General features: G+C 54.9%; 18 protein-coding genes. 10 read left to right on the top strand and 8 right to left on the bottom strand.

All coding sequences use genetic code 11. From position 1 onward, the window contains the following. Positions 1-86: 86 nt before the first annotated feature. The 3 genes from AC6T8Q_RS04690 to sppA all read right to left on the bottom strand — a co-directional run bounded on the left by AC6T8Q_RS04690 (position 87) and on the right by sppA (position 3,396). Entirely contained in the window at positions 87-725 is a 639-nt protein-coding gene (locus AC6T8Q_RS04690; protein WP_500677972.1) for an SHD1 domain-containing protein, read from the bottom strand. A 145-nt stretch (positions 726-870) separates the two neighbouring features. Then, positions 871-1,281, bottom strand: a complete 411-nt coding sequence (locus AC6T8Q_RS04695; RefSeq protein ID WP_500677973.1) for a hypothetical protein — start codon at positions 1,279-1,281, stop codon at positions 871-873. 204 nt (positions 1,282-1,485) lie between these two features. Next, positions 1,486-3,396, bottom strand: a complete 1,911-nt coding sequence (sppA, locus tag AC6T8Q_RS04700; RefSeq protein ID WP_500677974.1) for a signal peptide peptidase SppA — start codon at positions 3,394-3,396, stop codon at positions 1,486-1,488. Positions 3,397-3,719: 323 nt separating this feature from the next. On the opposite strand from sppA, the gene AC6T8Q_RS04705 reads away from it, so the two are divergent. The 3 genes from AC6T8Q_RS04705 to AC6T8Q_RS04715 all read left to right on the top strand — a co-directional run bounded on the left by AC6T8Q_RS04705 (position 3,720) and on the right by AC6T8Q_RS04715 (position 8,268). Then, the gene (locus AC6T8Q_RS04705) at positions 3,720-4,916 is read left to right on the top strand and encodes a hypothetical protein (RefSeq protein WP_500677975.1); all 1,197 of its coding nucleotides are present in this window, start codon (positions 3,720-3,722) and stop codon (positions 4,914-4,916) included. 142 nt (positions 4,917-5,058) lie between these two features. Then, positions 5,059-5,679, top strand: coding sequence for an RdgB/HAM1 family non-canonical purine NTP pyrophosphatase (rdgB, locus tag AC6T8Q_RS04710; RefSeq protein ID WP_500677976.1), 621 nt, complete (start codon positions 5,059-5,061; stop codon positions 5,677-5,679). Positions 5,680-6,570: 891 nt separating this feature from the next. After that, complete coding sequence (locus AC6T8Q_RS04715) at positions 6,571-8,268, top strand: DUF7453 family protein (RefSeq protein WP_500677977.1); 1,698 nt, start codon at positions 6,571-6,573, stop codon at positions 8,266-8,268. Positions 8,269-8,924: 656 nt separating this feature from the next. Here AC6T8Q_RS04715 and AC6T8Q_RS04720 read toward each other — a convergent pair. The 3 genes from AC6T8Q_RS04720 to AC6T8Q_RS04730 are packed head-to-tail and all read right to left on the bottom strand — an operon-like array spanning position 8,925 to position 12,980. Beyond that, complete coding sequence (locus AC6T8Q_RS04720; RefSeq protein ID WP_500677978.1) at positions 8,925-10,184, bottom strand: ABC transporter permease; 1,260 nt, start codon at positions 10,182-10,184, stop codon at positions 8,925-8,927. Between the two features lie 4 nt (positions 10,185-10,188). Beyond that, positions 10,189-11,106, bottom strand: a complete 918-nt coding sequence (locus tag AC6T8Q_RS04725; protein WP_500677979.1) for an ABC transporter permease — start codon at positions 11,104-11,106, stop codon at positions 10,189-10,191. Beyond that, the gene (locus AC6T8Q_RS04730) at positions 11,103-12,980 is read right to left on the bottom strand and encodes a peptide ABC transporter substrate-binding protein (RefSeq protein ID WP_500677980.1); all 1,878 of its coding nucleotides are present in this window, start codon (positions 12,978-12,980) and stop codon (positions 11,103-11,105) included. The genes AC6T8Q_RS04725 and AC6T8Q_RS04730 overlap by 4 nt, the downstream gene beginning before the upstream one ends. Before the next feature lie 94 nt (positions 12,981-13,074). Here AC6T8Q_RS04730 and AC6T8Q_RS04735 point away from each other — a divergent pair, with 94 nt between their 5' ends. Further along, on the top strand, positions 13,075-13,569 hold the full coding sequence (locus AC6T8Q_RS04735) for a TrmH family RNA methyltransferase (RefSeq protein WP_500677981.1): 495 nt from the start codon (positions 13,075-13,077) through the stop codon (positions 13,567-13,569). Positions 13,570-13,573: 4 nt separating this feature from the next. On the opposite strand, the gene AC6T8Q_RS04740 is transcribed toward AC6T8Q_RS04735, so the two are convergent. Both AC6T8Q_RS04740 and AC6T8Q_RS04745 read right to left on the bottom strand, forming a co-directional pair. Beyond that, positions 13,574-14,908: a dicarboxylate/amino acid:cation symporter gene (locus AC6T8Q_RS04740; RefSeq protein ID WP_496919745.1), complete on the bottom strand. Its 1,335-nt coding sequence runs from the start codon at positions 14,906-14,908 to the stop codon at positions 13,574-13,576. A 93-nt stretch (positions 14,909-15,001) separates the two neighbouring features. Continuing rightward, a complete protein-coding gene (locus AC6T8Q_RS04745) occupies positions 15,002-15,547 on the bottom strand; it encodes a DUF456 family protein (protein ID WP_500677982.1) in 546 nt (181 codons plus the stop codon). 128 nt (positions 15,548-15,675) lie between these two features. On the opposite strand from AC6T8Q_RS04745, the gene AC6T8Q_RS04750 reads away from it, so the two are divergent. From AC6T8Q_RS04750 to AC6T8Q_RS04775, 6 genes are all read left to right on the top strand, one after another. After that, entirely contained in the window at positions 15,676-16,992 is a 1,317-nt protein-coding gene (locus AC6T8Q_RS04750) for an adenylosuccinate synthase (protein ID WP_500677983.1), read from the top strand. Positions 16,993-17,007: 15 nt separating this feature from the next. Next, positions 17,008-17,751, top strand: coding sequence for an undecaprenyl pyrophosphate synthase (gene uppS / locus AC6T8Q_RS04755; RefSeq protein WP_500677984.1), 744 nt, complete (start codon positions 17,008-17,010; stop codon positions 17,749-17,751). A gap of 233 nt (positions 17,752-17,984) precedes the next feature. Continuing rightward, on the top strand, positions 17,985-20,276 hold the full coding sequence (locus tag AC6T8Q_RS04760) for a glycoside hydrolase family 18 protein (protein WP_500677985.1): 2,292 nt from the start codon (positions 17,985-17,987) through the stop codon (positions 20,274-20,276). After that, positions 20,277-21,188: a phosphatidate cytidylyltransferase gene (locus AC6T8Q_RS04765; protein ID WP_500677986.1), complete on the top strand. Its 912-nt coding sequence runs from the start codon at positions 20,277-20,279 to the stop codon at positions 21,186-21,188. A 269-nt stretch (positions 21,189-21,457) separates the two neighbouring features. After that, positions 21,458-22,402: a PhoH family protein gene (locus AC6T8Q_RS04770; RefSeq protein WP_496919739.1), complete on the top strand. Its 945-nt coding sequence runs from the start codon at positions 21,458-21,460 to the stop codon at positions 22,400-22,402. Between the two features lie 57 nt (positions 22,403-22,459). Next, positions 22,460-24,730: an HD family phosphohydrolase gene (locus AC6T8Q_RS04775; protein WP_500677987.1), complete on the top strand. Its 2,271-nt coding sequence runs from the start codon at positions 22,460-22,462 to the stop codon at positions 24,728-24,730. The last annotated feature ends 34 nt before the right edge of the window (positions 24,731-24,764 follow it).

Below are 24,764 nucleotides of genomic sequence, written 5' to 3' on the forward strand. Positions count from 1 at the left end.
TCGAAATCTTTTACAATCGTCAGCGGCTCCACCAGTCGCTCGACTACAAAACCCCAGAACAATTCGAAGCCGAAAACGCCCCGGCATTAGCGGCGTAGAAAAACTGGCCCGCCGCTGTCCGAAAGTCCTGGGCTATCGCACCTATCAAAAGGTGTGTAATCGCGGCCAGGCTGTGGCAATTCAATAGGAGAAAAATCCGTCCCAACAGGCATACCAACGCTTTCAGTAGCTAGGCCAGCACTTTGTAAAGACTGTTCGTATTCTTTTTGCAATTCTTGGCCGGACTTAGTTCTTTCCGTTTTAGTTACAACTTCCCCGGCAGTTCTTTTCTCTTCTAAAGTGCTGAATATTTTGAAGGCCGCGTTATATTCCTCAGTCAAGCCGTTAATCTTACTGGTAATTGTGTCAACATCTTTGTGTTGAGGTGCGTTTTGCTTATTTGCCTGTACCAGTTGCGCCAAGTGTTCTTGATCAGCTTGACTCAACTTAGCAACAGGTACTGAAACAATTTTTCCATTTGAGAGCTTTAGCCTTGCTTGGCCGTCTTTGTGCTCAATTAGGATTGCCGTAATCTTGTGTTTGCCAGTATTGTCAGTCCATTCGCGTAGTTCGTTTGCCGCTACAGTATCGGAACAAGAAAAATATAAAAGGAAGAATACGGCAAAATTCAAAAGCAGCGTTGAGCAATAGTGTTTAGTAAGGAATGGTTCCAAGCGTAAATTCATAACTATGGCCCTTGTCAAAACTTTTAGGATTGGTCCATCCTATTTTGGATCGACACTTCAGCGAGAGCAAGTACTCTCTCCGGAGAGTATGCTTGGATGAGTGCCAATTAAACTTACATAGATTCAATACGAGATTCCCTAATCTCTATTGCAACCCATTCTTCGGCAGCGACCTTAATCGATAAAACTCGACAAGCGCATATCCAACCCCGATGAGTCCTAACAGCCAGCCCACGGGGTAGGGGACCATCAACAGACCCCACCAAAGCGAGTGTCCGCTGCGGCCGCCGATGCCGCCGAGATCGCTCAGGATGATCATCGCCGCAACGCCGCAGACGACCGACGCCAAACCCCAGTAAAGAAACCTCCGATGTCGCGTTTGGCCCAAGTACGCACCTAGCGCGGCTGAAGCGATTCCAGCCAGAATGACGACGCAGCCTTCGAGTGGGTCGATGGCTCCTATGATCATGCTCATCAGCCCGGCGATCACTAAAATCCTTGACCAAGCGTGTGACGTGTACATTTTCGTGCCCCCCAGTTGCATCGAGTAAACCATGCAACTCATTCAAAGGGCAAACGCTGTTCCTAGCGCACAAAGCCGAGAATTGAGCGACTTCTCTGGATGTGCCGTGCGAATTGGCACACACGGCAAATTCTCAGTTCGTAGGCCGGAACGCGTTGTACGAGTTCCGGCAGCATTCTTCATTGCCGGAACTGCGCACGGCTTATTCGCGGCCTACAACTATTTCACCTCTACCCGCTACTTTACCTCCACCCAGAAGGGCATAAGCACCATCGCCGGATCCTGCATCAGCTCGCGCAATTGCAGGGCGTGAACCAACGGGGTCGCAATCTCGGGTATCAAAGAATTCAAGCCGCTGAGGATTTCGGTTTCACGTTCTTTGTCTAAGTCGGCACCGAACAGCTCTTCCAGCGGATTGACAGGCTCGGGCAGCACCAAGAGTTGATACTTCTTGTCGGGATCGAGCCCGCCGGCGACTTTGGCGGCGTGGAAGGCATCTTTGAGGCTGCCGACTTCGTCGATCAGCCCTTTCCGCTTGGCGATGCGGCCCGTGTAAACTTGTCCGCTGGCCAGCGATTCTAAGTCCTTGAGCTTCATCTTCCGCCCTTCAGCCGCTTTGGTCGTGAAGAGCCGGTAGACGTCCTGCATCATGTTCTCGACGACTTTGCGTTCTCCCTCGGAGAACTTCTCAGTGGCCGAAAAGATCGTGCTATTGTCGCCACGGCGAATCGCGTCGGTGGTAATACCGAGCTTGCTATACAGACCGTTCATTGCCAGCTTGCCGCCGACAACGCCGATCGAGCCGGTGATCGTGCCTGGCTCGGCATAAATTTTGTCGGCGCCCATTGCGATGTAGTAGCCACCGCTGGCGGCGACGTCGCTCATGCTGGCGATGATGGGCTTGTCGATCTTCTGCGTGGCATGCCAAATCATGTCGCTCGCCAAGGCCGAACCGCCGGGACTATTGATCCGTAGCACGATAGCCTTCACTTCGTCGTCTGCGGCTGCTTTGTGCAGGGCTTCGACAATGGTTTCCGAGCCCATCGCTTCGCCGCCGAAGCCGCTTTGGCTTTTGCCCGACATGATCGGACCGACCGCATAGACGAGTGCGATTTTAGGGCCCGTCACACCATCGCCGCTGGTGCTGGCGCCCAGGATCGATTGGAACAATTTCATCATGCCCATGGGGCCAGAAAAGTCGGTGTCGATTTCCTGCTTGCCGTAGTTGACGACATAAACCAGTTTGTCGGCCTTGTATTGTTTCGTGAGCTGTTCGCGAAATTCATCGAAGTATTCCACGCGGTCGATCAGCCCGGCCTTCTTCGCTTCGTTGGCGGTCAGCAAGCCTTGATTGACGACTTTACGAACCTCTTCGATTTGCAGCTGTCGATCCGCGGCGATCGTGGTGAGCATTTGGTCAAATAAATCGTCAACCAATGCCGTGAGGTTTTTACGGACCGGGTCGCTCATGTTACGGCGCATCAAGGGCTCGGCCGCGCCTTTGGAATCACCCACGTGCAGCATGTCGGCTTCGACACCGATTTTTTCGAGCAGGTCTTTGTAGTAAGCGATTTCCAGTTGCACGCCGGGAATCAAGATGATGCCGGCTTCGGGCATAATGATTTCGTCACAAGAACTCGCCAGGAGCAATTGCTCGCCGTCGGCGGATTCCATTTGCGCGTAGATCTTTTTGCCACCCTTACGAATGCGGTGAATCGAATCGCGAAGTTCGTTGAGTTTGCCGCGACTCAGGTTGGCATTGCCAAGTTCCAAGATGATGGCGTCGATGTTCTTGTCGTCAGCCGCTTTGTCGAGCCGGGCAATCATCTTGCGGAGGTCGATACCCAAGTCACCAAAGAGCGACATTTGTCCTGGTGACTCCGGCAAGTCGCCTTCGATCTTGATTAGGGCCAGGCGAACTTTGGTCGGTTTCTGTTCGGGTTCCTTCTCCTTGGCGTCCTTCTCTTCGGAGTTCTTCGCGTCAGATTTTTTATCGGCTTTGTCGGTGTCCGCTTTTTTATCAGCCTTGTCAGCGGCTTCAGCTTTCGGCTTATCTACGGTAGCCTCGGCGGCTGTGACGGGGTGGATGATGCTGCCAAGTGCTAGCAGCGTTGCAAGAAATGCCAACGAAAAAAAATTATGACGCATGGGTTTTCCCTCTTTGATAACCAACTCGGCGAGAATGCCGTAGCGAAGTCTGTTCAACGATTTAATTTATAAGCGGGGCCGCTCCCCGCGACCACACAAAGATTATACGGCGGAATGCAGGGTTGTTCGCCGGGGGCTAGCACATCTTGTGAGGAAAACCGCTTAGTGGCGGAAAAACCGTCCGATTTCGCCGTTTCTGCGACAGGAAATGGCTGAGGATCGCCCTGGATGGCAGCGGCCAGATTTGCTATTTTCCCCGCCCCTGAATGCCATTACCGGCATCCCGCAAGAGTGTTTCTCGCCTTCCGAGGAGTCTGCGATCCATGCGATACACGCAATTTGTTTTAGCGCTGACCTTAACAATTTTCTCCACTTCACTGGCCCCGGCTGCCCCCAAGGTCTGGGAGCAACTCGTGCCGCGCAAAGCAGTCCCAGCGGATCCCAACCAGCAATACAATTTGAGCGACACCAACGGACCATGGCTGGTGATGGCGACTTCGTTCTCCGGCGACGAAGGCGAGGCTCAAGCGCGTGAATTGGTGCTGGAACTGCGAAGTAAGTTCCGACTGCCGGCCTATTACTACGGCATGACTTTCGAGATGGAGGGAGGCAATCCTGGACGAGGCATCGATGAGCACGGCGCGCCGATCAAGAAGCGCTATAACCGGGGTAACATCGTTGTCGAGCATGCCGTCATGGTTGGTGAGTTTCCGACGATTGACGATGCTGAAGCCCAAAAACTGCTTAAGCAAATCAAAGAAATCACTCCCGAAACCTTGAAGATTGAACAAGGCGAAGAGAACACACAAAGTTTGGCAGGGATTCGTCAATTTCAAAATATGGTGCGGGAACAAATCAATCCCAAAGAGAAACGCGGTCCGATGGGGCACGCCTTTTTGACGCGGAACCCAATTCTGCCTAAGGAATACTTTGTGCCTCAAGGTGTCGACAATGAAGTCGCCAAATGGAATGAGGGCTTGGAGTATTCGTTGATGAAATGCCCAGGCAAGTATTCAATCCGTGTGGCGACGTTCCGTGGTCGGATTATGTTTCAAACCGGCGAAGATGAGCAGACAAATAATAAGACTCGGGCTGCGAAAGAAAAAGACCCTCTCGTTGAAGCCGCGAAGAATGCCCACCTCTTAGCCGCCGCGCTACGTGAAAAAGGTTGGGAAGCCTATGAATTCCACGACCGTCACGAAAGCTATGTAACGGTCGGTTCATTCGACGATGGGCAACAGTTTGAAGATGGCAGTGTTGCTCTGGCTGGCTCGGAAGCTCAGACGATTGTGAACACCTTCGGTGCCGCGACCCCCAATAATATTTTCGAGAAGCCCGCCGCCCAAGATCAGCAATTGGAAGAGCTGCAAAAACAACGCTTTAGCAATCTGTTCTCTCAACATGGTCAAACATTTGCCGGCTTGCACCCTAAGCGATTCGTCGGCTTGCCATTCGATATTATCCCCGAGCCGGTTTACGTGCCGAAGAAGTCGATCAGTTCGACTTACGCGAGAAACTAGGACTGATACTTGAGCCGCAAGGCGCTAGCCGCGGGTTCTGAGAATTCATATTTCGCCGCATCGAACAACCCCAAGCTAGCGCGTTTGGGCTCAGAGTTTTGGCGGCTGGCGACTTGGCGGCCGACTCGTTATAACGCGAAGCATGAACAATGCTGCGCACCAACTTGTCATCGGCACGTCGAACGCCCATAAAGCCCAAGAACTGGCGGAACTGCTCGAGCCCTACGGTTTTGAGATCCGCACGCTCAAGGATTTTGCGAATCCGCTCGACGTGGAGGAGAGCGGCGATTCTTTCGCGGCCAACGCGCGGCTCAAAGCCTCTCTTCAAGCGCAGCATCTCAACCAATGGGTTTTGGCCGACGACAGTGGCCTCGAAGTCGATGCGCTCAGTGGTGCCCCCGGGATTTATTCGGCCCGCTATGCCGGCACGGGGATCGATGCTGATAACAACGCCAAGCTGTTAGTGGAACTGGCTGATGTCCCCTGGGAAAAGCGGGGGGCCCGTTACTACTGCCACGTGGCATTGGCCGATCCCGCGGGGACGATCCGCGCTGAGAGTGGCGGCGAATGCCGCGGAGTGATTCGCACGACGGCCTCGGGCAGCAACGGATTTGGTTACGACCCCCTTTTTGAGATTCGCGAATACCACCAAACGTTTGGTGATCTCGGCCCACACATAAAAGCGGCACTTAGCCACCGCGCCCGCGCAATGCGGACGATCTTGCCGCAGATGTTGGCGTTGGTTGCCAATGGCGAGTGGTAGCCGGTATTTTTATCCCCCTACCGGTACTCGGGGAGGGGCTAGGGGAGGGCAGCAAGAAGGCAACCACGAATCAAACGGATAGCACGAATAAGAGTAAGGGGCCATGTGCCCAGTCCTGTGGCTGACCTCTGTGAGGTCGGATCCGTAACGGTGGCTTCCAGCCGCTGAGTCTTCGTAATTCTCGAAAAGAGACCCATTCTCGAAAAGACTATTTCTCTCTCGTCCCGCGACATCCGGGAAATCGGCTACAACACCAGAATTGCGAACCGGCATTCGCGCCCGTCTTGGCCGTGCTTAAGACCATCGGCGAATGGCATTTTGGGCAGGTAACAGCGCTCGCCTCTTCGGGTAGCAATGGGGGCGAATCAATCTCCCTCCCGGTGCTTTGAGAGGAACTAGGGGAGATTTGTCTGGTATCGAGTGAGGGCTCTTTCGATTTATCCAGTGTGCGGACCGCTTTCTTTACCAACGCTACGAACCTACCGCCGTGGCGAAAGTATACACGACCGAACGGGATGATCGAAGCGGTGTGTGGACTTAATAGCCGGATCGCCACGCGATCCTAGAAGGTTTAATTGTTTTTACTCACTGGTACAAACCCCATCATCTGCTAACGCTAATGAATTTGAAGACACCCCATTGAGAAGATAGAAGGGTAAATATTTTAGTGCGATGGGAAGAGCTGGCAGCTGAATAGCTTGACCGCAGTGAAATTTCTAGTTATATTGCAAAAAAATTCTGAAAGAAAGTCGCTACTGCTGCCATTAACATAAACGGCCAATACCATGCAAACCTTTGCGTTGGTGTTAGCCGTTTTTTTGTTTGGTGGATGAAATATATCTATTGTTCCTAAGTGCTTTTGCTTTCAGGACCATGCAATTGGAATCTATCATGACTCGTATGCAATCGATGCTTTGGTCATCAAATTCCTTGATGAGTGTGATCATCGTTTCGTTACTATTAACAACGAAATCCGCGCATGCTGTCGAAGTATTTCCGATTGCTGTTTCTGACTGGCAAGTGGCCGACAGCATACTTCCCGATGGAACATTGGGAATATTACGTGATTTTAGTCTGGACTCGCACTTGAGTGGTGTAGGTGGCCGCCATATTAACGTGAATGATAGTGGGCAGGTTCTGTTTACTACACACTTTCCCACATACAGTTCACTGAATCCAAGTGGAGCAAGCTGGATGTGGGAAGGCGGTGTGTTAAGCAGGCTCGCGGCGACCTCCGATGCGGTGTCGTCCAGCCCGTATTCGGCTATTCAATTTGGACGACTAGGTGGCGGGATACTAAATGAAATGGGAGATGTCGTCATTGGAGGGACTACCAACGAAACGTCTCAGCGACGTTTTCTGAAGAGCTTGAACGGTAGCTTCGAGGTCAAGGAATTTGATAGCGCCCCGAATACCTCTGCGGGAACAATTTTCGGAGTCAATAGCCAATACTTCTCTTACAATAATCCCGGTACTGCCTTGTTCACTGGTGCCGATTTCAACGATCAAGGGGAGAGCGCTTTCTTCGCATTACTGGATGGTCCGGATGTGAACGTTGGCAATGATGAATCGCTTTGGTCAACAGCGGGTGGTTCACTTCATCTTATCGCGCGCGAAGGGCAGGCTACGCCCGAGTTCGGCCCTCAGGCTACCTTAGGGCGGGAGTTTGCACCATTCGGAACGATGTTAGACGCTTTTGACGCTCGTATAATAGGACTCAACAACAAAGGCCAAAGCTGGTTTTCACTCCCAGTTCTTAACGGGAGTGTTCAATCTGCAACGTTTGTGTCTCAAGCTAACGGAACTCTAGAGCCTCTCATCTTTGATGGCGCTTCCGCCGGTCCAGGATTGGAGTTCGCTGGCTCGGCTTGGTTTGGCGAATTTTCAATAGGAGAGGAAGGAGAAGCACTCTTTTATGCTCCTTACCGACAAGGTAACTCGCCATCTGAAACTGGCCTTTGGCATTACAATGGCAACGATTTTAAGCTTGTCGTTCAATCGGGTGCCCAAGTACCAGGCCTGGGCCCTGATACGATTTTCTCTCCCAATCCCAATCTCCTTGTGACCGCACCTAATGCAGATGGACAGTTTGCCTTTTCGATTCCATTAAAAATTGGCAGCTCGTTTGGCAGTAGTGTTTGGCGAGGTACCCCTGACGATATCGAAATGTTGCTCCTTTCTGGAAGTCCTGCTCCAGGAATCGACGGCGGTGCTACCTTCGCAAGTTTTGATGACCCCGCTCTCATTAATGAGCGAGGCCAAATTGTTGTGCATGCAAGTTACCGTACTTTAACAGACCCATCTACTATCAAACAGGGTTACTGGCTGGTCGATCTAGATGGACAAGCAAAGCTAATTGCCACGGAGGGATCATTAATCGCTCTTAGTCAGGGAGATTCACGCACGATCAGACAATATGGAATTCAGTACATAGCGCCCCAATATCTCAGCAATTCTATGTTTGTGTTTCACGCGGTATTTGAAGATGGCACTACAGCACTTCTGGGTGTTTCGCTAATTCCCGAGCCTACTTCCATCATGCTCGCCACAAGCTCGTTACTTGCATTCGCTTTACGGCGTCATCGATAGCATCACGCCGACATGTGGATCATCGGATAGTCGATCGCCGGATGCCACTGCTGGACAATCCAGCAGTGGCATCCTTGATTTCCTCTGTGCCCTCTCTGGCCTAATCACTTCCCCCCCGGCCAAAAATTGTTGTGGCGAAGTGCTTCGCAATCGCGATAATGGGGCTCGCCCATTGTGAGGCATGTTCTTTGAAAACTGAAACCATGGGACGTACTTTTGGAACGCGCTCGATGTACGTTTTGACCAAAAGTCGACTCGTTTTGGCACGTGCGAATTTCGCAAGGGCTTGAACTTTCAGCACTTGCGATATGGCCAAGTGACAAAACCCAAGACTTTCGGCGAGAAAGTTGGGACCCCAGCGCTCTCGCGAAAAATCGAGCTTTGCGTGCTCGGGGAACTGCAAACCAAGCAAAGCTGGCCAACCTGGCAAAGCAGAAATCCGACCTCACAGAGGTCGGCTACAGAACTGTAGAAAGAAAATGAGACCACCAAAAATAAAGAGCCGTTTCGAACTGATAAAATTCGAAACGGCTCAATGAAAGAGTGCGGTCAGATGTATGGACGTTAATGTAGCGAATTGGGGCCGTGCGTCAAAGGGTCTCTTGGAAAGACGGGAATTCGCGGGATTTGGAATTGCCCAGATTAACAGCCCGCTATTACGCATCCCGCAAGCGGGGATCGAGCGCGTCGCGCACCCCGTCGCCCAGGAAATTGAGTGCGAGCAAGGTTGTGCCCAACGCCATGCTGGGGAAGAGAATCAGCCACCAATAGATTTTTACGGGAGTGATGACTTTGATCCCTTCGTTGGCAAGCAACCCCCACGACACGTCGGGTGGTTCCACGCCCAAGCCAAGGAACGACAAGAAGGCTTCAAACAACATCACTCGGGGAATGGTGAGTGTGAGATAAACCAGCACGACGCTCAGCAGGTTGGGCAGCAAGTGCCAGAAGATAATGCGGAATTGGCTGGCCCCAAGTGAACGGGCCGCTTCGACGAACAGTTCGTGCTTGAGCGACATCACTTGTCCGCGTACCACTCGAGCCATGGTGAGCCAATAGATGGCACCTACGACCAAATAGAAGACCGTGATGCGATTGATGCCCCAATAGGCCAACTCATCGGCGACACGTTCTTCGCCCAAAATCGTGAGCAGAAAGATCACGACGAAAATAAAGGGAACCGAATACAGCACGTCAACGAACCGCATCATCGCGTCGTCGACCCAACCACCAAAATAACCGGATACGGCCCCGTAGGTGACGCCAATGACCAGTGACACGATCGTCGCCACGAGCCCCACCAGCAAGGAAATCCGCGATCCCCAAAAAACGCGCGAAAGGCTATCGCGGCCCAACACGTCGCGACCGCAGAGCGAATTGACGCTGCGGTTGCCGAAGATGGCATAGCGCGTGCGAACCATCCAGCGGCTCACAATGCCGAGATTGGGAAATCCCAACTTGCGGTAAGGGGCTTGGATTGTGTCTTGGATCTCGGCTTCCTTGCGGCGCAAGGCTTCCCGTGTCGCGTGGTATTCTTCATCGGACTTATCACGAGCAGCGGCGAAATTTTGTTCAAGTTCAACCAATTCCGACTGGAGCTTATTTACAATGTCAGGTGTTTTGGCAATCGCCTTTGTGTCGAGTTCAAACGTGTGTAGCCAAAACGGCGACAATAACGGCTCGGCATACTGCAAGCTTGTCTGAGCCTGGTCGGGGGCCTGAAGTGGCAAGAGCGGTGTGATGAATGCGAAGACGCAAATCATGACCAGCACGGCCAGCGAGACCATGGCGACATGGTTCTTACGCAGCCGTCGCCAGGCATCTTGCGAGAGCGACATTCCCACGGCGGCTTGGATGGGCTCGGCTTGAATCGGCTCGGCTGGCGTTTCGATTGTTTTGATAATGTCGCTCGACATGCGGCTATTGCAACTCCACCCGCGGATCGAGCACCGCATACGAAAGGTCGACAATCCAGTTCATGACGTACAGCAGCACGGTATAGAGGAGCACTAACCCCATGGCCAACGTGTAATCGCGGTCCAAAGCGGCTCGAACGAAGTGCGAACCGAGACCCGGAATCGCAAAGATTTGTTCGACCACCAACGATCCGGTAAGGATCCCCGCGACTGCCGGCCCGAGGAACGACACAACAGGGAGCAGCGCGCCGCGCAGTCCGTGGACAATGACCACTCGGACGGGGCCCACTCCCTTAGCCTTGGCCGTGCGGATGTGGTCCTGGGAAAGCACGTCGAGCATGCTCGTCCTCGCAATTCGGGCGACATAAGCCGCGTAAGGGGCTCCCAAGCAAAATGCCGGGAGCAAAAGCTGATTGAAATCGCCCCAGCCGGCGGCTGGGAAAATGGGAATCAGAAACACAAACAAAATGATACTGATGCCGGCAATCACAAAATTGGGAAGCGCGATCCCCAGCGTGGCCACAAGCATCAAACCAGCGTCCGTCCATGTCCCGCGAAACACGGCGGAAGTTACACCTGCAAAGAGTCCTAATGTTGTCGCGAAGATCAGTGCCAGGCTGCCGAGTGCCACCGAGATTGGCAGACCTTCGGCAATCACTTCGTTGACGGTGTAATCGCTGATGCGAAAGCTGTAGCCCAAGTCGCCGCGTGTCACATTGCCCAATTCAATTAGATACTGTTGGTAGAGTGGTTTGTCGAGATTGTATCGCTTTTCGATGTTTTTTTTGATCTCGGGCTCTAACGCGCGTTCGCGGTCAAATGGTCCACCAGGAACGACCCGCATAAGAAAAAAAGAAATCGTAAAGACGATCCACAGCGTGACGGCCATCCAAACCAACCGGCGGAGCATGAAAGAGATCATTTCTCACCTTTCATGAATTCATTGGGGCCCTTGAGGTCGGGGTCGATCGACATAGCCCAAATGGGATGCTCGTCGCGGACGTTGTTGTAAAAACCGCGAACGTGCGGTTTGACCATGTTCTTGGAGACGGACGTATAAATTGGAAGAATGGGTAGCTCCTCCATAATGATTCGCTCGGCTTCCTCCAACATGCGGAAACGCTTGTCGGGATCGAGCTCCATGCTGGCGTCCTTCACCAGCTGATCGTACTTCTCATTTTTCCAGCCAGTGGTATTTTGCTCGCCATCGGAAATAAACATATCGATGAACGTGTTGGGATCGTTGTAGTCGGCGATCCAACCTCGACGGCCGATGTTGTATTGCATTTGCTGCAAGCTGGAGAGATACGACATCCACTCCTCGTTGCGCGTGCGAACCGAGATTCCCAGTTCGCGCTGCCATTGTTTGCGCATCAGTTCGGCCACGGCCTGATGCGATTCGTGCGTGTTGTAAAGAATATCGATCCGCGGAAAGCCGCGTCCTTCGGGATAACCGGCTTCCGCGAGCAATCGGCGGGCTTCATCCGCATCTTCCGGTGCACACTTTTGTTCGACATAGCCTGGAATTCCCGGTGGCACGAGGCTGTAGCTCGGAAACTCACCGGCGGGCAGCAATCGCTTGGTGATCTCTTCGCGGTTGAGTGCCAGCGACAACGCTTTGCGAACCCGCACGTCATCGAGTGGCTTGCGGGTCGTGTTGAAATAGAAGAAGTAACTCAACAGAAAAGGGTGCGGGTTGACATCGTCGCGTGGCGGTTCTTCTTTGAGCAACACCCGCATCGCGGGCGGTGGGACTTCGGTGATCCAATCCGCCTCATCCGTCATGAACAAGTTAAGCCCCGTGGTCAGCGATTCCACAGCCAGCACGTCGACCGTGTTAAGCTTTACATTGTCGCGGTCCCAGTGATGCTCGTTCTTGGAAAGCCGAATGCGGTCGCGAATGCGGCGAAAGTCGATTTTGTATGGGCCTGCCGAGACAATGTTTTCTTCCGCCGTCCATTGGGGCGAGCCAAATGTCTCCACGCATTCTTGATTGACGATGCTGAAGGGATAAAACGCCAATAGGCTTAAGAAATAGGGCGTGGGGTGCGTGAGCGTGAGCCTCAGCGTGTGATCGTCGACGACTTCGAGACCGACTTCGCGGAAGTCGAGAATCACTTGCCGGCACCAGTGGCAATCTTTGGGGGGCTTTTCGGTGGCGGCTGTTTTGTCATCGGTGGGGCAATAGGCGATTTCTTTGCCATCGCGCTCGACGATGTAGGTCCGTTCGTCTTCGCCGCGTTCCTCAATGCGAACCAACTTGCCGTGTAGGACTTCCCCCCGCAACGTGTTGATGGCGTCGGTGGGAAGATTCAGCTCGATTTCTACCGGATCGCCCGGTTCGATGCCGCTGCCACCGATACTGTAACGCCTCGCATTCTTGAGGTACCACGCTTGATAGCCGTATTCGGCAGCCGTGCGGGGATCGAGCAGTCTTCGCCAGGAGTAGTAAAAGTCTTTGGCCGTGATCGGATCCCCATTGGACCACTTGGCGTTATCGCGCAGGTGAAGCGTATAAACGAGACCGTCGTCGGAGATTTCCCAGCTTTTCGCAATGGCGGGAATCGGTTCGAGCGTTTCCGGGTGATAGCGCAGCAGACCTTCGTGTATCGCCATCGCGATGCGGCCCTCCGGCTGGCCGGTGATCAACGAGGGATCGACACTCTTGACTTCGCTCGGGTTGATAAAGGTAAAATCAGCCGGCGGTAGGTCGCTTCCCAAGAACGACCAAGCGATGCCCGCCCCCGCGCCCAAGAGCAGTATCCAAGCGATCAATGTGCGGCGGTTGGTGGGCATGCAGGCGGGAAACTCTTCTCAAATCGGAACGAGTGGGGCGGGCTTTCTTTCAGCTTAATCTTTGCGTACGAATCCTCAAAGGAGAATAACCAACTTGTTCGAGCATCAACGCCACAAGCCCCCGCGTGAATTGGTCGAACCTCGGCAATTGTTGCTCGTTTGCGCTCCCATGCGGAGCAACATCAATCTCTCGCGGATTGCCCGGGCGGCCAGTTGCTGTGGACTCACCGAGATCATTTGCACGGGACCCGCCAAACTCGAACGCAGTATCGCGCGGGATGGCGCCGACACGATTCGGATTGTGACTCACCGCACGTTGCCTCCCGTGCTGAAAGGACTCAAGGAAAACGGATATCATTTGGTGGGGCTCGAACAAACGACCGACTCGGTCGACATGCACCACTATCAGTTCCATCGCCAGACCGCGCTGGTAATTGGCAATGAGCGTACCGGACTCACCGACGATGTCTTGGCGCTGCTGGATGATGTGGTGGAGATTCCCGTGTGGGGGTTGCCTTACAGCTACAACGTCGCGACGGCCACGGCGATGGCACTGTACGAATATTGCCGGCAGTGGCCAGCGGGGTAATGCGCTAGGTCGACTTCCGCGCCACGCACGCCGCGAGGACGAGATCGCCGCCCACGTTGAGCACCGTGCGGCACATGTCGAGGATGCGGTCGATGCCGAGGATAATGCCGATCCCTTCGCCCGGCACTCCCACGGATTGCAGCACTAGTACGATCAAGGGAATCGAACTGCCGGGTACGCCTGCCGTGCCGACGCCGGCGAGCATCGACATCAGCACCACGGTTGCTTGTTGCGAAATCGTGAGATCGACTCCAAACACCTGCGCGAGAAACAGCACGACGACCCCTTCGTAAAGCGCTGTGCCGTTTTGGTTGCCCGTGGCGCCGATCGTAAGTACGAATTGCGAAATCTCGTTAGGGAGCCACAGCTTTTCGTCGGCGACTCGTAGCGCAGTGGGGAGCGTTGCATTGGAACTTGACGTAGCAAAGCCGGTGACCAGAGCATCGCTAATATCTTTGTAGAATTGCCAGGGATTGCGGTTGGCAACAAAGCGGATCATCAGGGGATAGACCACAAGCATTTGAATCGCCATCGCCGAAAGAGCCGTCGCCACAAACCATCCGAGTGTTTTAAGAATGTCGTAGCCCACCTGCGAAGTGATGGTGAACAACAAACATGCGACGCCGTAGGGCGCAATCTTCATCGCCCAGCCAATGACGGTCATCGAAACATCGAAGAATCCTTCGAGCAAGCTGACCAGCGTTTTGGTTCGCTCGCCCGAAACCGAAAGCGCTCCCCCCAGAATGAGCGCGAAGAACATCACGGCGATCATTCCGTTCCCCTTGGAGGTGCCATCGAGCGCCCCCACGGCTTCTTGCAGAGGATTCTCGGGGATCATGTCCAGTAGAGTATCTTTGAGCCCCTTGGTCGCTTTGCTTTTGGCCATCGATTCGGCGGCCTTGGCGTTGTATCGCTCAGCTAATATTTCGCGCTGTTCTTCGGAAAGTGTGTTGCCGGGTTGCCAACGATTCACCAGCCCAATGCCAATCGCGACCGCGCAGCCCGAGAGAATCAGCGTGTAAAAGAGCGTTTTGAGCCCAACCAACCCCAGCTTACCGACGTCGCCCAATTCCAACACACCAAGCGCAAGCGCCGACACCACCAGCGGGATGACCATCATCATGATGAGCCGCAAAAAGATTTTGCCGATGGGTTCGGCAATCTGCGTGGCGATGAACGTGAGATTCTCGCCCAGCCAAGTACGAAAGCCGGGTTCTACTCCCGCGGCGTCTTCAGGAGGGATGGCGAGCGCTTTGGCCGTAAGTCCCAACGTCGTCCCGATAACAAGCCCCAACAGAATCTTGGTATGGAGCGGTAGGGGTTTACGCGGTTCGGACATGCGCGGCACCTATGAAACTTTGGGGCTGAGTCAGGACCAGTCTAAAGGGTCTGGCCGCAAACGCAAAGCAGAATCTGCGCGGGAAGAAATCGCTTACGCGCAGAGGGCGACGACGGCCATGACGGCGATGATCGAAGCGAACACGGTTTTCGCTCCAGTGCCCAACAGGCGTCCCCAGAAGGCGGCTTGGCCAACTTTCATCGATTGTTGGACTTCCATGCCCAATGAGTGTTCCGCGTAGGCTGCGCCTCCAAACGCCCCCAAAGCACCACCCACGACCGCACCGATGGCCGAACCGATTACGGGGATCGGAATGCCGGCGCTCGCGCCACCGATGGCGCCAATAAGTGATCCCATCAACGAATAAACTGCCGCGCGGCGGCTACCTCCCGCCCGACTGGCTCCGATTACACCGGCCAAGAATTCAGCAATTTCGCCGATGATCGCTAAAATTAGCATCGCGATGACGGTATTCCAGGTCATGTTCGTAACACCTGTTTGCGGACCCAGCCAGGCATACAAAGCCGCCGCGCCAACCATCAGCCAAATCCCCGGCAAAGCCAGCAGCGTCAGCAACCAGCCAAAACCCATGGCAAAGAGCAGCAGCAGAATCTCGATTGTTAGATAGAGGTAGTCCATAATCTCGATTTCGATGCACCCCGTGTCGGTAGGGCTTGAGGTTCGTTACAATTGGGTCGTTTGTTTATCGTAGACCTGGGGAAAGAGTACGCAAGTGCGCTGCGCCCCGTTGCCGCGGAGGAGATGACGTGCCTGGGACATGTGTTATTGGTTTGCAATGGGGCGACGAAGCCAAAGGAAAGATCGTCGACCTGTTGACCCGCGACCACGACATTGTCGTTCGTTACCAAGGGGGGGCGAACGCCGGGCACACCGTTGTCGTCGGCGGCGAAGTCTACAAATTGTCGCTGCTCCCGAGCGGCGTGCTGACCGCGGGTGTGACGTGCGTGATTGCCGGGGGCGTGGTCATCAATCCTGCTAAAGCGATTGAAGAACTCGATGAACTCGCATCACGGAACGTCGAAGACTACGACAATCTCAAGCTCAGCGACCGCGCGCATGTGATCTTCCCTTGGCACTTCGCCGAAGACCGCTCGATGGATCGCAACACATCCGATGGCGAAAACATTGGCACGACCGGTCGCGGCATCGGGCCTTGTTATCGTGATAAGGTGGGCCGTTCGTTCGCGATTCGGCTGGGTGACATGTATCGCGACACATTCCGCGAACAGGTCACATTCATTACCGCGGAGAAAAACCGTCTGCTCAAAGCGATGTTACCCGCTGAGGAATTTCAAGAGCTCAACGCGGCAGAAATCTACGAGCAATATCACGCCTTTGCCGAACGGTTGCGACCGTATGTGGCCGACACCACGGAGTATTTGCTCTCCGCCGCCGAGAATGGCAAGCGCATTTTGTTTGAAGGGGCCCAAGGGGCATTGCTCGACGTCGATCATGGGACTTATCCATTCGTGACGAGCAGCAATAGCTCGGGCGTCGGAATTTCCAACGGTTCCGGCGTGCCAGGAAAATACATCGACAAAGTGATCGGCATCGTGAAGGCCTATAGCACTCGCGTCGGCGGTGGACCGTTCCCGACGGAACAGGACAACGAAATCGGCCAGCGCATCCGCGATCAGGGCAATGAATATGGCACGGTGACTCGCCGTCCCCGTCGGTGCGGATGGCTCGATACCGTGGCCTTGCGTTACACTTCGCGGCTGAGCGGTGTGGATTCGATTTGTGTGATGCTGCTTGATGTGTTGAGCGGGCTGGAAGAACTCAAAATCTGCACGGCCTATGAAATCGACGGCAAGCGTACGTCGACCTTCCCCAGTCACGTCGATGATATTCGTAAAGTGAAACCGATTTACGAAACGCTACCAGGTTGGCAGGAAGATATTACGGGGGTCCGTTCGCTCGACGAACTGCCAGCTGCGGCACGCGATTATTTGGATCTTATCGGCGTGTTGATTGGTGTTCCCGTGGAAATGGTTTCCGTTGGTCCTGATCGCGCCCAGACGATCCCCGTGCTCAATAGCCGTTCCCTCACCGCCACCCACTGATCTCGGATGTTCATGATGGCGGAGCATATCCCAGAGTTGCTTGCTCATATTCCCCGTGACCGTTGGCCGCGGCACATCGCCATCATTATGGACGGCAATGGTCGCTGGGCTCAGCGTCAGAATTTGCCGCGGATCGATGGGCATCGCCGGGGCGTTGACTCCGTGCGCAAAACGACCGAGGAATGCGCCCGGCTCAAATTGGAACAGCTCACGCTCTATTGCCTATCGAGCGAGAATTGGAAACGCCCACAGCAAGAGATCGATTTTTTGATGCACTTGCTCGAGCAATACATGATCGAAGAACGCACGACGATCATGGAGAACAATCTGCGGGTACGGATGGTCGGCAGGCGGACGAACATCCCCGAGCAAGTTCTCAAAGAACTCGACCAGACCGTCGCCATGAGCCGCGAGAACTATGGCATGTGGCTCAATTTGGCGATCAACTATGGCAGCCGTGCTGAGCTGGTTGACGCCATGCAAGCGATCGGCCGCGAGATCGTGGCGGGTGAACTCTCGCCTGAACAGGTCAATGAATCCATCATCGCCGACCACCTGTACACGGCGGGGTCGGATGATCCCGATCTTCTGATTCGCACCGCGGGCGAGATGCGGATCAGCAATTTTCTGTTGTGGCAAATCAGCTATGCCGAGATTTGGGTGACCGAGAAGTGTTGGCCTGAATTTGATGAAACAACGCTTCACGAAGCAATGGCAGATTTTGCCCAAAGAAATCGTAAATTCGGCGGGCTTATGTAGGGAATTTTTTTGGCAATGCCTGGTGTTTCCGCAGAGTGCTGTGGCCGGCAATTCAAACACGTTACTAGCCAGTCTGGCGCGCGGCACTCCCCAGAGAGATAAACGAAACGACAAGCCGATACGCGCCGTTTTGCTGTACCAGAGCGTCGTTTGTGATTAAGATATCCGAGGTATCTTAAGGCTACATTCGGGACAAGCCAGGACCACAGGAACATCGAAAGGCACTTTAGATCATGCGCATTCGTCGTCGCGAGATACTCCGCCTGCCTGCTGTCGCATTAGTGCTGTTGACTGCGCTGATCGCGGCGTCGACAGTCGCCCGTGCCCAGGAAAGCTCCGTCTCGTCGTGGGACGCGGCGGATTTTCGCATCTGGAGCTTCGTGCCGTACTGGACCGAGACATCGCAGATCAACACGTTCGCCGGCGACGGCGTTTACAATCACGTTTCGGACGTAATCTATCATGCCGGCTACCACCCCAGGGCCGATGGTACGCTGTTTAAGCACAGCCGGACGGACGCCAATCTTGGCAAGTTGAAGACCGATTCCGAGCAGTATGGCTTTCGGTTGATGATGGACATGTTCGACACCAACGGCGGCAGCGTCGATTCGGTTTGGACGACGATCACCGGCAATGCTTCCATTCGCGCGACGTTTGTGAACAACGTCAAGACGATCGTCGATCAATGGGGACTAGCGGGGGTCAACCTCGACTGGGAACGTCCCAACACCGCTACGAAATGGGGCAACTATACGCAGTTTGCGAGAGAACTTGGGACGGCGCTCAATCCCCCGGGACAGGAGCATCGCGTCGAGATTTCCGTCGACGATTATGGGTCTACTGATGCGAGGTGGGATGACTCGTCGCTGTTCGATGCGCGAGTGTACGACCAAATCATGATGATGGCCTATCACTACGCTGCGTCGTCACAGGCGGGTTTTGCAAATGGGAAGATGAATCTCACGGGGCAGGGGGTCGAGAAGGCGTTCACCGACGAGCAGATTGTCATCGGCATCGGCACATGGGGCACGGACGGTCCGGCGACCAAAAGCCTCAAGGCGATCGTGGCCGCGAATCCTGATCTCCCTGCCGACGCCACGTCGTACACGGGCACCCTCACCGATTTTAACGGCACGCACACTGGCACGTGGACAATTAACAGCCGCTACATGGTGCGCGACAATGTTCAACTCGCGCTCGATCGCGGCCAGCCAGGGGTGATGTTCTGGACTCTACACTACGACGCTGTGGGGCCGATGAGCCTGCACCGAGTGGCACACCACTACGCCATGTTTAAGCAAGGTATCCCGGATTTGGACCTTAATGGCAAGGTCGACGCGGTCGACGCGAACGCCCTGGCGGACAATATGGGGAGCGTGCCCGGCTGGACCGGCACGAACACGCCGGCGCGTATGGAGGCGTTTTATATTGGGGGGAACTGGGAGAAGGGCGACCGCGACGGCAACGGCTTCGTCAACCAGGCAGACGCCGATTGGCTGGCCGCACGGTTTACGACGCTTGGCGTGGCCATTCCGGACCGGCTCCCTTACACGGGCACGTTCGAGAAACTGGGCACCACGATGGGCCTCAATGGGCGCTGGCAGGCGGAGCGGAACGTGGCCAACCAACTCGTCGAGACGGGCAACTTCAACCAGCGTGATCCCGGCTATCTTTCGTTTGACGCTGATGGCGTAGGCGCGGAAAAGTTCAGTACAACAGCTGTCACGATTCGTCAGCAGAACAGCGCGGAGGCGTTTGACGGGCTCAATACCGCGGCCCGCAAGATGAAGACGACGCTGGCAACGCCAATCAACCTTGCCGAAAACGATGAAACCTACCTTACTTTTCTCGTACGGCAGGACACGGCAGGGCTGACCGCTGCCCAGTTGGCGTCGCCGAATCGCACCATCACATTGGAACTCCAAACCGCCGCCGGCCAAGCAGCGTATGATTTCGCGTTCTTCGGTCAGCAGACCGACTTCGGCATTCGCAGTCAGACGGACGCACTTGGCGAAGATGTGACGGCGGACGGCTTCGCTGCGAATGAGACATTCTTGTTTGTGGCAAAAATCTCTGGCAACGGCACCGACGCCAACCAGCTGCAGGCGTCGCTATTTGCCACCGGCTCGACCGTAGGCAACTTCACCGATCCGGATTTCCAGTGGATGCTCTCCGCCGACGGCGGCACTGGCTTCAACCCCACGATCACCGACTTGCAGTTCACCAGCTTATTTGAGGCGAACTACACGGTGAGCAGTGTGATGGTCGGTTCGGCTGCCGATTTCTTCAGCGTGCCGGGCGATTTCAACGCCGACGGCGTGGTTAACGGAAGAGACTTCTTGGCTTGGCAGCGGGGCGAATCACCCGTTCCATTCAGTTCCGGCGACTTAGCTGATTGGCAAGCGGGATACGAGAGCCCATCGATTGCCGTGACGGCCGTGCCCGAGCCAAGCAGTATCGTTCTGCTGCTGCCCATCGCATTTCTGTTGACAAGACGCAATTCGGCTTTGGGGGCAAAGTCTTAAGTGCTTCGCTGGCGACTCATTATCGGAACGGCCTTGGTGGCTTTGTTATTGGGGCTTTGCTGGCTCGATGTGCATGGTCCTCGGCCCGGTATGTATTTGTTTCCCTTGGCTGCCTTGGTGTGTGTGCTCGCCACGGAAGAACTGCTCGCCATGTTTCGAGCCGTGGGACATGAACCACACCACTTGGCCACTCATGTGGCAACATTGGTGACGCTTATCGGCGCAAGCTTGCCATTGAGTTGGTCCGATGGCACCGGCAATACCACTGTCGGTCGGCTTGGCTGTTTAGGATTGGCCGTTGCTGCTGGATTTATTGTGAATGTCATTGCCGAGATGTGGCGTTATACGGCTCCTGGCAAAACAATCACCCAAATTGCACTCGCCACGTTGGCCGTGGTTTATGTTGGCGGCTTGTTGGGATTTTTGGTGCAACTCCGTTTGCTCCCCATCGACGGCGAGCGTTTTCACGGTGGCATGGTCGCGCTCTTTTCGATGATCGCTGTGGTGAAATTCACCGATATCGGCGCGTACTTTGGCGGGAAGAAATGGGGGAAACACAAGTTGGCTCCCGTCATCAGTCCCGGAAAGACATGGGAAGGAGCAGCCAGCGGCTTGGCCTTGGGCACCGCCATGGCGTTTCTAATGTTGGGCCCGTTTGCCCGTTTCATGAGCGTGCCAAGCGAGCGAGCGTGGTTGCCTTGGTTGGGTGGGGCCATCGCCTATGGCGTCTGTGTGAGCATCGCCGGCATGATCGGCGACTTGACCGAATCACTGCTCAAACGTGATGCGGGAATGAAAGACTCCAGCACGTGGCTCCCCGGTTTTGGCGGCGTGTTGGATTTGCTCGACTCGCTGCTGCTGGCCGCACCGGTGGCTTATTTGCTTTGGATATTGGGAGTTGTGAGCGTTTAATGACATTGCACGAGAGGCGTTTCAGGCGAGCGATAAGTTCCCAGAATGCCAATTGTGGTATAGTCTGCCGCCGACCGGTTCCGTGGCAGAATCCCTACAAACCGTTAGCCAGTCACTATTTAGGCCCGGCAGGGGGCGATTGGGTGGCCGTTGCTGGCAGGGATTGAGTATATTTATGAAGTGACATCGCTCGTTGCGGCGCCGAAGGACGGAGACCCGGCGATGACTCCTTATAGCAATACGGACGCTTACCACGCGCCCCTGTCTGCATGATTGAAGCAAGCATCTCGGTAGGGGATCCAGAGAGTCTGGTACTCATCCTGGGGACGAAGGATCAGCATCTTAAACAGATACGCGAAGCAATTCCCGCGCATATCTCGACGCGTGACGGCAAAATCTATATCCATGGCGACGAACACGCCGTGATACAGGCCACGAGCGTGTTGGAAGAATTGCGCACATTGCTCGCGCGCGATTTGCCCCTTGATAATGATCAAGTGCAGCAAGTTATCCGCCGCGTCACGACGGGCGAAAAAATGCCACGCGCTGAACCGATCAGCGTCCGTGGCGGTAAACTCATTCACCCCCGCACTCGCGGCCAAGCCGACTACTTGCGCACCATCCGCGAAAACGCGCTGGTGTTCTGTACGGGTCCCGCTGGTACGGGCAAAACGTATTTGGCCGTGGCCACCGCCGTGGAAGCCCTTCGGGCTCACCGGGTGCGGAAGTTGGTGCTGGTGCGCCCTGCGGTCGAAGCGGGCGAAAGCCTCGGCTTTCTTCCTGGTGATTTGCAGGCAAAGATCAATCCCTATCTGCGACCACTGTTGGATGCGCTGGGTGACATGATCGACCGCGATCAGGTCCAGCGATATATGGATGAGGACGTGATCGAAGTCGTGCCGCTCGCTTACATGCGTGGCCGGACGCTGAATAATGCATTCATCATCATGGATGAGGCCCAAAACACGACCGTCGCACAAATGAAAATGTTTTTGACGCGGATGGGCGAAGGGTCTCAAATTGTTGTGTCGGGTGACACGACGCAGATCGACTTGCCCCCGCACACCAAGAGCGGATTGATCGATGCGTTGTCGCGCCTGCGGGATATCGAAGGCTTCGCCAAGATTCATCTTTCGACCGAAGACATCGTCCGCCATCGGATTGTGCAGGATATTGTCCGCGCGTATGAGGAGAGCTCGAAAAAGAAACGCTGAGATTTCAGCGACTCACCCCTGCGGTAAAACTGCGCTGGGGTGGTGAGTTATTTTGTTATGGCCAATATCCCTCAAAAACGAACTCGACAGCAACGCGTGGCTGTCGTCGAATTGCCACCTGGGCTGTTGGGCAATTTGTGGGGGCAACTACAGCGAGGTTCCATCTTGCTGCGGTTGGCCATTTGCGCACTAGCCGCGATTTTGATGCTGATCTTCACCCGAGGCTGGGATCCGCCGTTCCGCTATCGGCTCAACGAAGTTCCCGAGCGGAACATCGTGGCAAGCGTCGATTTCGAGCAGCCCGACCAAGCCGCGACTGCAGAAGCTCGCACCTTGTCCCGCCGGTTGACGGTGGCCGTGTACGACCAAGACCCTGCGCCACTCGAACAGCTGCGAGCTCAATTAAGGCTGGAAATCGGCAAACTTCTCACGGCCGAAACCTGGGAAGACGTTGATCCCGAACTCTGGCAGCAGTTTCAGCCGCCGCTGGCGGAAGGCACGCCCGACCCGACCGACGAAGAGCGCGCCGAGCAATTCAAACGGTTGAAAGAATCCCTCGCCACGGAGACGGCTCTGGATGCTTTCAATACCAAGGTTGCCGAATCGATGGCTCCACTTGAAGAATGGGGTCTGTTGGAAGAACTGCCTAAGGAACACGACGGCAACTTGGAGAAAATCTTCGTCCGCACCCGCGAAGGGGAAGGCTTTTCCGCCGAAGCGGGGCGAGATGTTCCCGACGTACTAATCAAGAATGCCAGTGCCAAACTGCAGCAATCTCTCAACGAGAAGCTTTCTTCGGTGGAACTAGCGCAACAAGTGTTTGCCTGGTTGCGACCGCGATTGCTGCCGACGCTGAAATTAAATCTTGCCGCAACGCTCAAAGCACAAGATGCCGCAGCCGCGGCGGTGGCCGAAGTGACCAAACCATTTCGCACGGGCGAAAACACGCTCGCTAAGGGGGGCGTGGCGATTGATGCCGACACGCTGAAACTCCTGAAACTCGAATACGATTCGCGACTCGCCGAGCGCGGCTTCGGCGTGAAAGTGCGGCGAGCTCTGGCGATTTTGGGAATGTATGTCGCCCTTTACACACTTTGTGGATTTTACATCTACGCACGCGAACCTCGCGCCCTGAACGATCTTTTCCGCTTTGTCTCGCTGGTCACGTTATGCTGCGTTACGGTATTGCTTGCCGACTTAGTAAGTCATTACTTGTGGGGCACTGAAGTCATTCCGCTATTGCTGTTAGGAATGACGGTCGCCATCGCCTATCAACAAGAGATGGCACTGATTATCGCGGCCAGCGTCAATTTGGTGATTACCGTGGCCATCGGGCTTGATATGCAGCAATCGCTCGTGCTGCTGGCGACGGTGGCAGGGGCGATTCTGGTTTTGAAACAAGTTCGCACCCGCGGCAAACTCCTGTCCGTCGGTGCCGTCGCGGGCGTCGTGGCGCTCTTTACGACGGTCGGCGTTGGCACGCTCTACGGTCAACCTCACATGCAATTGTGGATCAATGGGCTCACACTGGCGCTTTGGTCAGTGATTGCCGGATCGTTGATGACGGTACTTTTGCCAGCCGTGGAACGTGTGTTCAACGTGCAGACCGATTTGAGCCTCATTGAATTGGGCGACCCGGCCCATCCGCTGCTGCAAGAATTGATTCGCCGAGCACCGGGAACTTACAACCATTCGATCACGGTGGCATCGCTTGCCGAAGCCGCGGCGGAATCCATCGGTGCCCGCGGCTTGTTGGTGCGCGTGGGGGCTTACTTCCACGACATCGGCAAAATGCTTAAGCCGGGTTACTTTATCGAAAATCAAACCCCTGGTCAGAACCGCCATGATACGCTGGTCCCGGCGATGAGCACGCTAGTGATCATTGCCCATGTGAAAGATGGGGCTGACCTCGCGCGCCAGAATAAACTTCCGGAATCGATAATCGACTTCATTCAACAGCATCACGGCACGACCCTTGTCGAGTATTTTTATCGCCAAGCCAATGAGAAGCGGAACCAAGATCCCGACAGCGCCGAAGTCGATGAAAGCTCGTTCCGCTATCCCGGCCCGAAACCGCAGTCTAAAGAAGCCGGCGTGCTGATGCTGGCCGATGCGGTGGAGAGTGCCAGCCGGGCACTTAAGGAGCCAACTCCTTCGCGCATCGAAGGAATCGTCGAAGATTTGGCGATGAAGCGGCTTTTGGACGGCCAATTTGACGAAAGTGGGCTGACTTTGGAAGAGGTGCGCAAAGTTGGTGAAAGTTTGGTAAAATCGCTCACCGCCGTGTATCATGGCCGCGTTAAATACCCCGAGCAAGAAACGGCGTAGCGTTTGTTCTCCCACCTCGTGAACGATATGCACG

The sequence above is a fragment of the Bythopirellula sp. genome (assembly GCF_041737835.1).
Taxonomy (GTDB): domain Bacteria; phylum Planctomycetota; class Planctomycetia; order Pirellulales; family Lacipirellulaceae; genus Bythopirellula.

Excerpts from the sequence above, each read along its gene's own strand:
- uppS (WP_500677984.1), top strand. The coding sequence starts at position 17,008 with ATGGCGGAGCATATCCCAGAGTTGCTTGCTCATATTCCCCGTGACCGT.
- AC6T8Q_RS04745 (WP_500677982.1), bottom strand. The coding sequence starts at position 15,547 with ATGGACTACCTCTATCTAACAATCGAGATTCTGCTGCTGCTCTTTGCC.
- AC6T8Q_RS04720 (WP_500677978.1), bottom strand. The coding sequence starts at position 10,184 with ATGTCGAGCGACATTATCAAAACAATCGAAACGCCAGCCGAGCCGATT.
- AC6T8Q_RS04775 (WP_500677987.1), top strand. The coding sequence starts at position 22,460 with ATGGCCAATATCCCTCAAAAACGAACTCGACAGCAACGCGTGGCTGTC.
- AC6T8Q_RS04725 (WP_500677979.1), bottom strand. The coding sequence starts at position 11,106 with ATGATCTCTTTCATGCTCCGCCGGTTGGTTTGGATGGCCGTCACGCTG.
- AC6T8Q_RS04690 (WP_500677972.1), bottom strand. The coding sequence starts at position 725 with ATGAATTTACGCTTGGAACCATTCCTTACTAAACACTATTGCTCAACG.
- AC6T8Q_RS04760 (WP_500677985.1), top strand. The coding sequence starts at position 17,985 with ATGCGCATTCGTCGTCGCGAGATACTCCGCCTGCCTGCTGTCGCATTA.
- AC6T8Q_RS04695 (WP_500677973.1), bottom strand. The coding sequence starts at position 1,281 with ATGGTTTACTCGATGCAACTGGGGGGCACGAAAATGTACACGTCACAC.
- AC6T8Q_RS04715 (WP_500677977.1), top strand. The coding sequence starts at position 6,571 with ATGACTCGTATGCAATCGATGCTTTGGTCATCAAATTCCTTGATGAGT.
- AC6T8Q_RS04705 (WP_500677975.1), top strand. The coding sequence starts at position 3,720 with ATGCGATACACGCAATTTGTTTTAGCGCTGACCTTAACAATTTTCTCC.
- AC6T8Q_RS04730 (WP_500677980.1), bottom strand. The coding sequence starts at position 12,980 with ATGCCCACCAACCGCCGCACATTGATCGCTTGGATACTGCTCTTGGGC.
- rdgB (WP_500677976.1), top strand. The coding sequence starts at position 5,059 with ATGAACAATGCTGCGCACCAACTTGTCATCGGCACGTCGAACGCCCAT.
- AC6T8Q_RS04740 (WP_496919745.1), bottom strand. The coding sequence starts at position 14,908 with ATGTCCGAACCGCGTAAACCCCTACCGCTCCATACCAAGATTCTGTTG.
- sppA (WP_500677974.1), bottom strand. The coding sequence starts at position 3,396 with ATGCGTCATAATTTTTTTTCGTTGGCATTTCTTGCAACGCTGCTAGCA.
- AC6T8Q_RS04770 (WP_496919739.1), top strand. The coding sequence starts at position 21,458 with ATGATTGAAGCAAGCATCTCGGTAGGGGATCCAGAGAGTCTGGTACTC.